Source organism: Salmonella sp. SJTUF15581 (assembly GCF_043356775.1).
GTDB classification, from domain to species: Bacteria; Pseudomonadota; Gammaproteobacteria; order Enterobacterales; family Enterobacteriaceae; genus Salmonella; species Salmonella enterica.
This window is the reverse complement of record NZ_JBEUJY010000020.1, coordinates 1-12,933: the sequence shown is the minus strand read 5'-3', so window position 1 is coordinate 12,933 and position 12,933 is coordinate 1. Positions and strand designations below refer to the sequence as shown.

Sequence of the window (12,933 nt, the reverse complement as noted above, 5' to 3'; positions counted from 1 at the left end):
TCAGAGACGCAGAATCTGAGCCAGACTGTCTACCACGCCTGCGGGGTTTTCCCGATGCGCGTTGTGTCCGGCGTTACGAATAACATGGCATGTCGCCGCCACTTCCTGCGCCAGGGCGCGGAATTTGCTGTCGCGTTCGCCATATAAATAATAAAACGGAAATGCCAGCGCGTTGAGCGCCTCGCGTAAATCCGGCTGGGCGGCAAGCGATGTCGCCTCCAGCATCGCAGCCAGCGTTTCGCCGTTATTCTGGCTACGCAGCGCCGTCAGCGTCTGCCTTTGCTGCGCCGTCAGCGAGGCGAACACCGGCTGCTGATACCAGTCGTGAAAAACCTCAGTCAGGGGTTCACGACGAAAACGCTCTGCCCAGCGCCCGTCGGACAATCGTCTTTCAGCGCGCGCCTGTTCATTTTGCAGCCCCGGATGACCGCCTTCGACCACCAGGCCGCACAGGCCTGGTATTCCCTGGCAGGCTGCCATCATCGCCACCCGGCCGCCAAGGGAGTATCCCACCAACCAAAACTTTAGTATGTTGTAACTAATTAACGTAGCGCGCAGCAATCTGATGACATCGGCAAATCCGCCGACCGGAATAGCCGCAGATCCGCCATGTCCCGGTAAGTCAATATAAAGCCGCGAACAGCCGTGAAACTGTTCGCCAACCGGCTGCCATTCACGGCAATCGCCAGAAAAACCGTGCAGGAAAACCAGCGAGGGCGCCCCAGGCTGTCCGGGCATGTGCTGCGCGTGCAACATCATAGATGGCTTACCTGAGCCAAAAGTTGCTGCAACGTCTGCGCGCCGTCCGTATCGTTTACCACCAGCTCAATCACCGTTGTCGCCGGGGTTCGCCACGCGCCAGCCAGCGCAGATTCAAGTTCTTCCCAGTTTTCCGGGCGATGATAGCGCAGGTTAAACATGGCGGCCGCATGGTCAAAATGGACGTTTTGCGGCATCAAATAAAAGCGCTCACGTTTGCTTTGCGGCGTCGGCAGCAGGGAAAAGATCTGCCCGCCGTTATTGTTGACCACAATCAACACAAACGGCGCGGATACCTGACGTAGTAACGCCAGAGCGTTAAGATCGTACAGCGCGGATAAATCGCCGACGATAGCCAGCGTCGATTTGGCGCTGGCGCGCTGCACGCCCGCCGCCGTGGAAAGCAGGCCGTCAATGCCGCTCGCCCCGCGATTGCTGTATACCGGATAGCCGGCCGGCAGCTGCGACAGCGCGTCGATCAGACGCACCACCAGACTATTGCCCACGAACAATTGCCCCTGCTCCGGCAGATAGTCGCGGATACGGTGCGCCAGCTGCGCTTCGCCAAAGGTGTCTCGCTGCGCGACCACCCGTTGCCACGCCAGTTCCGCCAGACGCGGGATCTCTACACACCACGGTTTACGTTTTTCCGCCGGATGCATCTCCAGCCAGTCGGCGATTTTCGCTACCAGTCTGCGTCCACGATGGTGCGCCGGGTCCAGACGACCTTCAATATTGTCGATTACCCAGTACTCTTCCGGCTCGCAGGTTGCCTGCCATTGCAGTAAGCGTTTTCCGGTAAGGCTACTGCCAAGCTGGACGACAATCTGCGCCTGCTGCAGTTCGGTCACCGCTTTGGCGTTGCCGAGCCACAGGTCGGCGCACGGCAGCGGCTGCCCGGTTTGCGACAATACGTCGCCAATTAATGGCCATCCCAGAGTTTGCGCCCACTGCGCCACTTTTTTGCCTTCTTCCGCGCTCATACGCCCGGCGACAACGACGCCGCGTTTTTGTCGCCAGAAGAACCAGTCGCGCTGTTTGTCGCTTTCCAGTCGACGCGCTTCGCGCAGCCAGGGCTTTTCATCCTGCCACCAGTCGCCGAGACGCTGCTGCCAGACCAGACCGGTATCATTCATATCGCCATACAGCGGTTCGGCAAAAGGACAGTTAATGTGCAGCGCGCCCGCATGAAGCATGGCGAGCGCATTGTCGATGGTCGACACCAGCCAGCGCGCCGGAATATCCTGCGTGGGACGCGGCAACGACAGAGTTTGGGAGGGGTGCGAGGCAAACATCCCCGCCTGACGGATCGCCTGGTTGGCGCCGCAGTCAATCAGCTCCGGCGGGCGATCGGCGGTAAGTAAAATGAGCTTCTCGCCCGTCAGACCCGCCTCAATCAGCGCCGGATAGAGGTTCGCCACGGCGGTGCCTGAAGTGACAATAACGGCAACCGGCTGTTGGCTGACTTTCGCCAGCCCTAACGCCAGATGACCAAGCCCACGCTCATCAAAGTGCGTATGGTGAATAAAAGCAGGATTCTCTGCCGCCGCCAACGTGAGCGGCGTGGAACGGGAACCAGGGGCGATACAAACATGCCTGACGCCATGACGGGTTAAGGCTTCCAGGATGACCGCCGCCCAGCGCCGGTTAAATGCACTTACTGACATGAGTTTGTCCGGTATCAATCATTGGGACTAAGTATAAAGAGCTGCAAAAATGGATTATTGATATGGGTCGGGAATATGTGACTCATTACGCATCCATCTGCAATAAGGTACGTAACCCGGCCGCTTTATTATCTATTTCCTGCCATTCCTGTTCCGGATCGGAGCCGCGGACGATTCCCGCGCCGGCATACAATCGCACCACATTGGCCGTCACTTTGGCTGAACGTAACGTCACGCAAAACTCACTTTGCCGCGTGGAGAGATAGCCTGCCGACCCGGCATACCATTCACGTTCGAACGGCTCATATTGTTCTATAAAACAACGCGCGGGTTCACGAGGGATCCCGGCGACCGCTGCGGTAGGCTGTAACTGGTGCAGGCAGAGCGTATCGTCCGCCTGATTAAGCGCCGTCCAGATACAGCGGCGCAAATGCTGTACCTTGCGCAGTCTGAGCACCTGCGGCGGCAGCACATCCAGCGAGTGGGTGCAGTTTTGCAGTCGCTGGCAGATGTCTTCGACAACCAGCATATTTTCTCGCTGGTTTTTATCGTCTTTCATTAACCATTCGCCAAGCTGCCAGGCTTTATGGTTATCCGGATGGTTCGCCACCGTCCCGGCCAGCGCTTCGGTACGCAGCGCCGTTTCACGCCGCCGCCAGAGCCGCTCCGGCGATGATCCCAGAAAGGCGGTATCGGCGGAAAAAGCCATAAAAAAGTGGTAGCAGTTGAGATTTAAACGACGACTGGACGCCATCATCGCGGCGGCATTGACCGGACGGGAGAATTGTAAGTCGGTGGCCCGCGCCAGCACAACTTTATCAAACGCCTCTTGCGCAATGGTGTGGGTGGCCTGCTGAATCAGCTTCACCCAACCGTCTTTGTCCGGCCAGTGTTGTTCGCTCGTGAGCGAAAGGCGTAGCGCCGGAACAGGCTTAATGCCGACCAGAGAAGCGAGAAACGCTTTCGCCTGGCGCGCATCATCGCGTAGCGAAACGTCACTGTGCAGATGTAAGCGTAAGGTCGCCGTCCCCCCGCTACGTCGCCACTCCAGCCGCGGCAGCAATAAGTAGCCCTCTTTCGGCTCGAACGCATTCAGCCCCCAAATACGTAAGTCAGGCTGCGCGTGCTGACGTAAAAACCGTTGCGCCAGATCGAGCGATGAAAAAACGGTGATTGCCCCGAGAACGGCAGCTTCTTCGTCGCCATTGCGCTGTTGCCAGTAGAATTGCGGAAAGGATGACTGGCTGGCCAGCCAGCTCAATGCATCGAAGGCATCGTTTAAAGGGAAAGGCGCATCGAAAACGCAAAGCCCTGGCGTCGCCGGTATCTCTTGCGATAGCTGACGCGTCAGATTTTCCAGCGCAGTAGTAATAGAATGCACGCGGACCCTCCCTGTTAAAAACCCCACATTATACGGGGTACTGCCCTAAAAAAGCAGTACCTCATTTAGGGAGGGTTGCAATTCTGTTCAGTGGGGGGATTTAGCGCCGCGCCAGCAGCAGTCCAAGTACCAGTCCTACCGCCGCGCCTACGCCAATACCCTGCCAGGGTTTTTCATGAACGTAGTCATCCGCTTTATAAACGGCCTGCTTTGCCCGGTAATAATAGCTATCCGACGCATGGCTTACGCGGTTTTTCACCTCTTCCAGCGCTTGTTCCGCGCGGGCTTTCAGCTCAATGTATTTTTGATCGGCGGGATCGCCTGAGGAACGTAAAATCTCTTCCAGCGTTTCGCTGAGCAAAGTCAGATCATCATCAACACGTGATTCACCAAATTGATATGACATTCTCATTCTCCGTTGTGTTAACACCTGCTCCTAACTATAGTCAACGGTTTCGGTTTATGCCTGATGAACCTCCCGCGCCATTCCCCGGTGCGGAATGCCATCTTCGTCATAAACATCGGTGACGGGAATAAAACCAAACCGCGCATAAAAAGGTTGCAGATGCGCCTGCGCTCCCAGATATAGCGGCTTATCCGGCCAGTGCCGCCCACAAGATTCCAGCGTTTTCGCCATTAATTGCTGGCCCAGTTTCGCCCCTCGCCAGGCATCGCTGACGATCACCCGGCCAATGACAACCGGGTCTGATTCGTTATCGCTTTTCAGAATCCTCGCATACGCCACCAGCTCATCCTGGTGCCAGCCCAGAATATGCCGATTGTCGCCGACTAAATCATCGCCATCCACATCCAGGTAAGGACAGCGCTGTTCTACCACAAAGACTGCGCAGCGCAATTTGAGTAACGCGTAAAGTTGAGGAACGGTAAGTTCGCTATGGTGGAGATCCTGCCAGTCAATCATGATGCGCTCCTGTGTTGTGGTAATCTTGGGTTAAACGATAACCAAACGTGTATGGACAAGATGGAATTAATTTTTTTAGGTACGTCCGCAGGCGTTCCCACGCGCTCACGCAATGTAACGGCAATTTTATTACATCTGCAACATCCAACGCAGCCGGGAGTATGGCTTTTTGATTGCGGCGAAGGGACACAGCATCAAATGCTTAATACCGCGTTTCATCCCGGTAAGCTTGAGCGCATTTTTATCAGCCATCTTCACGGCGATCATCTGTTTGGCCTGCCGGGTCTGCTATGCAGCCGGTCGATGGCGGGGAATCCCCATCCGCTAACCGTATACGGGCCTCAAGGCGTGCGTGAGTTTATTGCAACCACACTGCGCCTTAGCGGTTCATGGACCGATTTTCCGTTGCAAATTGAAGAAATTAGCGCAGGCGATATTCTTGACGACGGTCTGCGTAAAGTGACCGCGTTCAGGCTGGAGCATCCACTGGAGTGCTACGGATATCGTGTTGTTGAACATGACAAGCCTGGCGCGCTGAATGCCAGGGCATTAAAAGCCGCAGGCGTTACGCCCGGCCCGCTGTTTCAGGCGTTGAAGGCAGGAAAAACCGTCACGCTTGCCGATGGAAGGCAGATCAATGGCGCCGACTACCTTGCTCCCGCCGTGGCCGGGAAATCAGTGGCGATTTTCGGCGATACCGCGCCCTGCGAGGCCGCCCTCGCGCTGGCGCAAGGCGTGGATGTGATGGTCCATGAAACCACGCTGGATGCGTCAATGGAGGAGAAAGCCAACGCTCGCGGACACAGCTCCACCCGTCAAACCGCGACGCTGGCGCGGGAAGCTGCCGTCGGTCGGCTGATCATGACCCATATTAGCTCACGCTATGACGATAAAGGCTGTCAGCGCTTACTGGCGGAATGCCGTGCTATTTTCCCGGCGACGGAGCTGGCTTACGATTTTTCTGTTTTCCCGGTTTAGCGCTCCATTTTTTGTCCTCATTGCCGATAACACTAAAAAAGGCAGGCTTTCATAATGAGGTTAGGATGGACAATTTTCAGAAAGATATTGATGACAGGGCCAATTTAACCCTGTCCAACCGTTTTGAACTGCTGTTATTCCGTCTTGGTACATCGCTGCATGAACAGAAGTCAGAGCTGTTCGGCATCAATGTATTTAAGCTGCGCGAAATCGTACCAATGCCCGCCTTTACGCGCCCGGCAGGCATGAAAGCGCCGCTATTGGGCATGGTCAATATTCGGGATCAGGTCATTCCGGTGATTGATTTGCCAGCGGTAGCGGGCTGCAAGCCGGAAACCGGGCTGAATATTTTGCTGATCACCGAATATGCGCGCAGCGTACAGGCATTTGCCGTCGAGTCGGTGGAAAATATTATGCGTCTTGACTGGCAACAGGTGCATACCGCCGAGAAAGCCGTCAACGGTCGCTACATCACCAGTATTGCCTGCCTGGATGACAACAAAGAAACCAACAACCTGGCGCTGGTGCTCGACGTTGAGCAGATCCTTTATGATATTGTCCCCTCCAGCCACGATCTGCGCGCCACCAATCTGAAGACCAATAAATTTTATATTACCCCAGGCGCGGTAGCCATTGTGGCGGAAGACTCCAAAGTCGCCCGCGCGATGCTGGAAAAAGGGCTGAACGCGATGGGAATTCCGCATCAGATGCATGTGACCGGCAAGGATGCATGGGAGAGAATCCAGCAACTGGCGCAGGAAGCGGAGGCCGAAGGTAAGCCAATTAGCGAGAAAATCGCGCTGGTCCTGACAGATCTTGAGATGCCGGAGATGGATGGCTTTACGTTAACGCGTAAAATTAAAACCGATGAACGGCTGAAAAAGATCCCGGTCGTTATCCACTCTTCCCTTTCCGGCAGCGCCAATGAAGATCATATACGTAAAGTGCAGGCCGACGGCTACGTGGCCAAGTTTGAGATTAACGAACTCTCTTCGGTCATTCAGGAAGTGCTGGAGCGCGCAGCAACAAACAGCCAGGGACCACTGATCAGCCGCAAAAGCGCCTAACGTAACAGGGGATGCCTACAGTACAGGCATCCCCTGACGCTTAGTGAGACAAGCCTTCCGCCAGTTTTACCAGTTTAATAAACTCCGCGCGATAGCCTTGTCTATCTTCCCCGCGCGCCTGTTCACCCCATTTAATAATTTGCGGCCAGGTCGTATCTGCCAGCGTTTCTGAACCACGCAGTTTTTGCCCGAAAGCCGCTACCGCCGCGCGGAAACGAAAATCTTCAGAGGCGTCAGCAAAGATCGGCATTTTTCCCATAACGACCGGGAACTCGGCTAATGTACTTTCGCTGCCCTGCGGCGCTTTCCAGCGCAATTTGATCCACGCCAGCTCGCTTGATTTTGTTGGCTTTGAGGCGGCTTTGTCCTGAGCGTAGCGCAGTTTATCCACCGAGGCTTTCTGCCCGTTAAGCGTCAGTTCAAAGAATAGCGTGACGTGTTTACCCGCGCCGATATCGCCGGCATCAACCTTATCGTTATTGAAATCCTCGTCGCGCAGTTGGCGTTTTTCATAACCAATCTGCCGGTACTCAGTCACCCACTGCGGATTAAATTCGATTTGCGATTTTACATCTTTGGCAACGGTGACCAGCGTTTGATGCATCTCATCTTTGAGGACTTTTTGCGCCTCGGAGAGGGAGTCGATGTAGCTGTAATTACCGTTACCCACATCAGCAATTCTCACCATCATGGCTTCGTTGAAATTGTCATCGCCGACGCCCAGCGTAGATAAAGTAATACCTTTCTCGCGCTCTTTTTTTACCAGCGCTTCGATGTCTTTGGGATCGGTAATACCGAGGTTAAAATCACCGTCGGTGGTCAACAAAATGCGGTTAACGCCGCCTTTGATAAACCCTTTTTCGGCCTGCTCGTAGGCTAGTCGTAATCCCGCTTCACCACCGGTACTCCCGTAAGCATCCAGATTATCAATTGCCGCTTTAATCGCGGTTGTGTTATTTCCCGCTGTAGACGCCAGCGCAACGTGAGTGCCGCCCGCGTAGGTCACAATCGTAATGTTATCCTGCGCACGCAGATCGTTCACCAGCAGTTTTAGCGCCGACTGGATCAGCGGCAGGCGTTCCGCTGGCTGCATAGAGCCGGAAGTATCAATGAGAAAAACCAGGTTGGCAGGTGGCAGATCTCTGGTCTGCATGTCCTGGGCCTGAACATCAACTTTTAATAGCGTACGCTGCGCGTTCCACGGCGAGGGAGCCAGTTCGTATTTAACCGCAAATGGCATCGGTATACAGGCCGCAATGGGTTTCGTGTTATCCTGCTTATCCGCAACGGGCTGAGGCGCGGGAAAATAGTTGAGCATCTCTTCTACCCGCACGGCTTCCGGCGGCGGCAGTTGTCCCTGATTCAGAAAGCGCCGCACGTTAGCGTAGCTGCCAGTGTCTACATCCAGACTAAACGTGGCGAGCGGCGCCTGACTTACCTGTTTAATCGGATTTTCATCGTAGTGTTCGTAACGCGCGGTCCCCATTACATTACCGCCTTGTGCAGCGAACGCTTTTGATGCCGCGGCACGTGTCCGCATTTCATGTTGCGGTGCTTCGGCTGTTGCCAGAGATCCCGCTTTGGCATCTGCCAGGGCTTTGGCTTCAGCTTTCGCTTTATATTCGGCTGCTTTTTTCGCAGCCTGTTGGGCGGCCTCGGCTTGTCTTTTCTGGACAGTGTCATCCCCGGCCTGAGCGCTATTTTCTTTCTGGATAGCCTGCTCCTGTTTTAACTCAGCCGGATCATTTCCCTGTGGGTCGGAGGGCTCCGGCCCACAGCCCGAGAGAACAACCCCACCCAACAACAGCATTAATGTTTTTCCATTAAGCATACAAATTCCTTTTCAATTATATTCGGGTAATTCTCTGCAGATGTCCTGCATTATATTCCGCTTTACTTTTATTATCAGCATGACGAAAGTAGAAAATGGTATTATCTGCGTTAATAACCACCCATAATAAAAAAGATAATTATATTTTTGAGGCAAATAATATTTACGTTTAAGATGAACGGCTTAATCAGTTGCTGCCGTTCGACCCACAGATTCTGCGTGAAGAACACTATTTACAGGTGACCGATTTACCAAAATTGAATATATAAGATGGGGGACTATCTGCACTGTGTCCTCGCCGATACTTCCTTTTACAACCCACCAAACAGCAATCCATTAAGCCGTGCCGACACTCACGTTATTGATGGAAAGAGATTATATGCCGCCGTCACACGAAATAATGAACTGAGCGCGATCGGACACCCTGAAAAACGCTGACAGAAATACGCTTCAGATCAAATTTTTCCCATTGAAGTCGATGAATAAACATTTATCCGGGAAACGGGTCACGAAAACAGTTGGGAGAGTTGTTCCACTGCCTGCTTGCGGAACCGGATACCGAATGTTGCGTTGCGCTCTACCCAACCTATGCCTCACCCAACGCCTGATGGCGCTTCGCTTATCAGGCCTACGAATTATCACATATTGATAACCCTGCAGGCCGGATAAGGCGTAGCCGCCATCCGGCATAAATGTTGTACTATGCCTGGTCAGCAACCTACCAGTTATAGCGCATGTTCAGGCTAAAGCTGGCGTCGCCGTAGTCGTTCTTTCCCTTCTGACCGGCGGCCTGGGCGTAGACGCTTAGCCGTTCGCTGACGTTTGCCTGAATCCCCACTTTCACTTCCACGCGGTCGTTCGGCAAATCCTGCGATACCTTCGTGTCGCCAAAGGTGGCCGAGGCATTGTCGCTGGCGTGCAGCCAGTTGACCTCCATAAACGGCTGGATCCTGCCGCTCTCTTTGTACAGTTTACCGTCCACACGCACGCCTAAGCGCGTCGTCCAGCTATCATCGTTCTGGCCGCTGATGCGGGTACCGCCATCGTCAATAACCGTGTCAGCGCTGTAGCGCTGCCAGGTGACCTGCGCCTGCGGTGTCAGGCTGACCGTGTTACGGTTGCTTAACGCAATATCATAGCGATAACCCGTTTCCAGCGAGACGGCGTGCGCGGCGGAGTCGTAACGGCTGGCGCTGAGTCCGTCGTTATCCACGCTGTTGTTGTAAGCGCCGTACTGATACCAGCTATCGATGTAAGCCCCGCGATGGCTTTGCGCATCGGCAAACCAGGTGGCGTAGAGGCCGAGGTTGTAGCCGTCCACGCTACCGTTGGCGGAGAACTGGCTGCCGTCCGCCCCCCGGTTGCCGGTGCTGTCGGTGCTGGCGTTGATGTAGCTGCCCATCAGGCCAACGGTGACGCTCTGCGCGCCGTCGCTCCAGGTCAGGATGTCGCCGCCGAGCTGGAACTGCGAGTAGTCGCTGTCGATATCTACATTGCCGTTAACCGCCTGCGATTCGGCTTTACCGGCCTTAAAACGCATCCAGACGCTGCCGTCGGCGGAACGGTACTGGCTGCCTTCCCGGTCGTAGAGGGTCTGCATTTGCAGGTTGCGCGCCATCCACTGGTTGCCGAGATAAACGCCAATGTCGGCGCGGTACTGCGGCGTCACGGGCGTGACGTCGCCGCCGTCAGGCGGAGTGATATCGCCGTCACCGTCCGGCGGGGTGACATCGCCGCCATCGTCCGGCGGGGTGACGTCGCCGCCATCGTCCGGCGGAGAGACATCGCCACCGTCGTCCGGCGGAGTGACATCGCCACCGTCGTCCGGCGGAGTGACATCGCCACCGTCGTCCGGCGGAGTGACATCGCCACCGTCGTCCGGCGGAGTGACATCGCCGCCATCGTCCGGCGGAGTGACGTCACCGCCGTCGTCCGGCACGTCATCAGACTCGGAGCGCAAGTACCAGTCGCCGCCGTCTTGTTTCAGCGTGTAAGTCCAGGCGTTAATATCAACATGCCCTTTGTAGAGCGTAAAATCACCGTCGGACTGGCCGCCCACCTCAATGACTTCAATACCGTTAACCGTTTGTGCGCCCAAGCCATTGACGTTGGTGATATGCAGCGTGGTGCTGCCGGCGGTGTCGCCGGTGACGATCAGTTTATCGGTGGGCGAGTTGTCATCGCCCAGTTGGGTATTGAGATAGAGATGACCGTCGTTGCCGGTATAGTTTCCCGCGATCGTCAGCGTATTGTTGGGCTGGTCACTGCCGCTTATCATCGCGCTGCTGTTGACGACATCGCCGTTGACGGTGAACGTATCGACAAAGTACAGGTTGCCCAGATTGTTAACATGGCCGTTCACCGTGGCGTTGTGGCCGCCAAAGGCGGCGTTCGCGGCGATATTAACCGCCTGCGCGCTCCCCGCAGAACCGATAGTCGCCGTTTCGGCCAGCCATAGCGTGCCCTCCTGCACGTCGGTGTCGCCGCTGTAGGTATTTTGCGCCCCCAGGATCAGCGTGCCAGCGCCCCGTTTGATGAGCGATTTGCCGTCCCAGTAGGTGGCGCTGTCGGGATTGAGCGTGGCGTCAACGTCCGTCAGCGCGGTGTTCAACGTGAAGCTATGACCTTGCTCGCTCAGGGTGAAGGTGCCGTGGGCGTCGGTGGCGGCGTTGTCGCTGTCGGCATACCAGGACAACGAGGCGGTTACGTCATAGCGGGTGTCGTCGTCGGCGTTCACGCGCCCATCGACGGTGAGAAAATCCACCTGTTTGGCGTCCATACCGGCTACGGTGAATTGCGCAAAATCGCTATTGATGGCGCTGTCCGTGTCAATCAGCGTGTAGGCGTACGCGTCGCGGGTCCAGGATTTCGCCACGTTGCCGATGCCGGTAATATCCAGCGTACCGCCCAGGTTGGCGCGGTCGGCGGTGACGATGGCGCCGCTGTTGCTGTCGGTCAGGTGTACGGCCAGGGTGCTGTTCGCCTCCTGCGTTAGCGTATTTGCCCGCAATGCGCTGCCTGCGCCGATTGCGGTGGTGGCGTTATCGTGAGTGGTGAGATTTGCCGTAACGAACTGGCCGCTGGCGTTCAGTTGCAGGCTGGCGTAATTGTCGATATCACCGCTGCCCAGCGCCTCAACGTTACTGGCGACCAGCGTACCGCCGCTGATGGTGGTGCCGCCAGTGTAAGAATTGGCGCCGGAAAGCGTGAGCGTCTTATCGCCGGATTTTACCACCTGGCCGCTGCCGCTGATGGCATTGTCGAACGTGCCGCCTGTGTTCAGTTCCAGCACGGCGTTGTCGGTGACGTCGCCACTTCCCAGCGCCTCAACGCTAGTGGCGACCAGCGTGCCGCCGCTGATGAGGGTGCCGCCGGTGTAAGAATTGGCGCCGGAGAGTGTGAGCGTCTCGTCGCCGGATTTCACCACCTGGCCGCTGCCGCTGATGGCGTTGTCAAAATCACCGCCGGTGTTCAGTTCCAGCACGGCGTTATCGGTGACGTCACCGGTGCCCAGCGCGTTTACATCGTTGGCGACCAGCGTGCCGCTGCTGATAAGGGTGCCGCCGGTGTAAGAATTGGCGCCGGAGAGTGTGAGCGTCTCGTCGCCGGATTTCACCACCTGGCCGCTGCCGCTGATGGCGTTGTCGAACGTGCCGCCGGTGTTCAGCTCCAGCGTGGCGTTATCGGTGACGTCGCCACTTCCCAGCGCGTCAACGTTAGTGGCGACCAGCGTGCCGCCGCTGATAAGGGTGCCACCGGTATAAGAATTGGATCCGGAGAGGGTGAGCGTGTCGTCGCCGGATTTTTCCACACGGCCCGTACCGCCGATGTTATTGATGAAGTCACCGCCGGTGTTCAGTTCCAGCACGGCGTTGTCGGTGACGTCGCCGGTACCCAGCGCCTCAACGTTAGTGGCGACCAGCGTGCCGCCGCTGATGAGCGTGCCGCCGGTGTAAGTATTGCTGCCGGAAAGCGTGAGCGTCTCGTCGCCGGATTTTTCCACACGGCCCGTACCGCCGATGTTATTGATGAAGTCACCGCCGGTGTTCAGTTCCAGCGTGGCGTTGTTGGTAACATCGCCGGTGCCCAGCGCCTCAAGGTTAGTGGCAACCAGCGTGCCGCCGCTGATAAGGGTGCCATCGGTGTAAGAATTGGTGCCGGAAAGCGTGAGCGTCTCGTCGCCGGATTTCACCACCTGCCCGCTGCCGCTGATGGCGTTGTCAAAATCGCCGCCGGTGTTCAGTTCCAGCACGGCGTTGTCGGTGACGTCGCCACTTCCCAGCGCATCAACGCTAGTGGCAATCAGCGTGCCGTCGTTGATGGTGGTG

The 12,933-nt window shown here is 56.3% G+C and carries 9 protein-coding genes; 2 read left to right on the top strand and 7 right to left on the bottom strand.

What is annotated here, in order from left to right; translation table 11 throughout:
- The 5 genes from menH to ABVN36_RS22435 form a co-directional block, all read right to left on the bottom strand.
- Nucleotides 1-759 (bottom strand): 2-succinyl-6-hydroxy-2,4-cyclohexadiene-1-carboxylate synthase, encoded by a 759-nt coding sequence (gene menH, locus ABVN36_RS22455; RefSeq protein WP_023138031.1) that lies wholly within the window; start codon nucleotides 757-759, stop codon nucleotides 1-3.
- The gene (gene menD / locus ABVN36_RS22450) at nucleotides 756-2,426 is read right to left on the bottom strand and encodes a 2-succinyl-5-enolpyruvyl-6-hydroxy-3-cyclohexene-1-carboxylic-acid synthase (protein ID WP_000116395.1); all 1,671 of its coding nucleotides are present in this window, start codon (nucleotides 2,424-2,426) and stop codon (nucleotides 756-758) included. Before menD ends, menH begins: the two co-directional genes overlap by 4 nt.
- An 85-nt stretch (nucleotides 2,427-2,511) precedes the next feature.
- Entirely contained in the window at nucleotides 2,512-3,807 is a 1,296-nt protein-coding gene (menF, locus tag ABVN36_RS22445) for an isochorismate synthase MenF (RefSeq protein WP_000555676.1), read from the bottom strand.
- A gap of 100 nt (nucleotides 3,808-3,907) precedes the next feature.
- Entirely contained in the window at nucleotides 3,908-4,213 is a 306-nt protein-coding gene (gene elaB, locus ABVN36_RS22440; RefSeq protein WP_001519663.1) for a stress response protein ElaB, read from the bottom strand.
- A 54-nt stretch (nucleotides 4,214-4,267) separates the two neighbouring features.
- Nucleotides 4,268-4,729: a GNAT family N-acetyltransferase gene (locus tag ABVN36_RS22435; RefSeq protein ID WP_000568155.1), complete on the bottom strand. Its 462-nt coding sequence runs from the start codon at nucleotides 4,727-4,729 to the stop codon at nucleotides 4,268-4,270.
- A gap of 60 nt (nucleotides 4,730-4,789) precedes the next feature.
- Between ABVN36_RS22435 and rbn the strand changes: the two genes are divergently transcribed.
- Together rbn and ABVN36_RS22425 are read left to right on the top strand one after the other, a co-directional pair.
- Nucleotides 4,790-5,707 (top strand): ribonuclease BN, encoded by a 918-nt coding sequence (gene rbn / locus ABVN36_RS22430; protein WP_000419093.1) that lies wholly within the window; start codon nucleotides 4,790-4,792, stop codon nucleotides 5,705-5,707.
- A 65-nt stretch (nucleotides 5,708-5,772) separates the two neighbouring features.
- Nucleotides 5,773-6,774, top strand: coding sequence for a chemotaxis protein (locus tag ABVN36_RS22425; RefSeq protein ID WP_000368560.1), 1,002 nt, complete (start codon nucleotides 5,773-5,775; stop codon nucleotides 6,772-6,774).
- A gap of 40 nt (nucleotides 6,775-6,814) precedes the next feature.
- Here ABVN36_RS22425 and ABVN36_RS22420 read toward each other — a convergent pair whose 3' ends face one another.
- Nucleotides 6,815-8,605: a VWA domain-containing protein gene (locus tag ABVN36_RS22420; RefSeq protein WP_023138030.1), complete on the bottom strand. Its 1,791-nt coding sequence runs from the start codon at nucleotides 8,603-8,605 to the stop codon at nucleotides 6,815-6,817.
- Between the two features lie 718 nt (nucleotides 8,606-9,323).
- On the bottom strand, nucleotides 9,324-12,933 hold a 3,610-nt coding region (locus tag ABVN36_RS22415; RefSeq protein WP_393923701.1), incomplete at its 5' end, for an autotransporter outer membrane beta-barrel domain-containing protein.